The organism is Massilia sp. CMS3.1, assembly GCF_051262535.1.
In the GTDB taxonomy this organism is placed as follows: Bacteria; Pseudomonadota; Gammaproteobacteria; order Burkholderiales; family Burkholderiaceae_D; genus Telluria.
Map to the genome: position 1 here is coordinate 1 of NZ_JBIMES010000114.1, position 249 is coordinate 249.

Below are 249 nucleotides of genomic sequence, written 5' to 3' on the forward strand. Positions count from 1 at the left end.
CAAGGGGGGCGCTTACCACGGTAGGATTCGTGACTGGGGTGAAGTCGTAACAAGGTAGCCGTATCGGAAGGTGCGGCTGGATCACCTCCTTTCTAGAGTAGCACCGGACGAGAGTCCAGTCATTGAACGCTCACACTTATCGACTGTTGAACAAAGAACACAGTTTCGGGGCTGTAGCTCAGCTGGTTAGAGCACCGTGTTGATAACGCGGGGGTCGTTGGTTCGAGTCCAACCAGCCCTACCAGACCG

1 tRNA gene and 1 rRNA gene are annotated in these 249 nt (G+C 55.4%); both read left to right on the forward strand.

Annotated elements, in window-relative coordinates:
• A 16S ribosomal RNA gene (locus ACHAC9_RS24665) occupies positions 1 to 92 on the forward strand; the annotation flags it as partial.
• 75 nt (positions 93 to 167) lie between these two features.
• Positions 168 to 244, forward strand: a tRNA-Ile gene (locus ACHAC9_RS24670).
• Positions 245 to 249 lie beyond the last annotated feature (5 nt).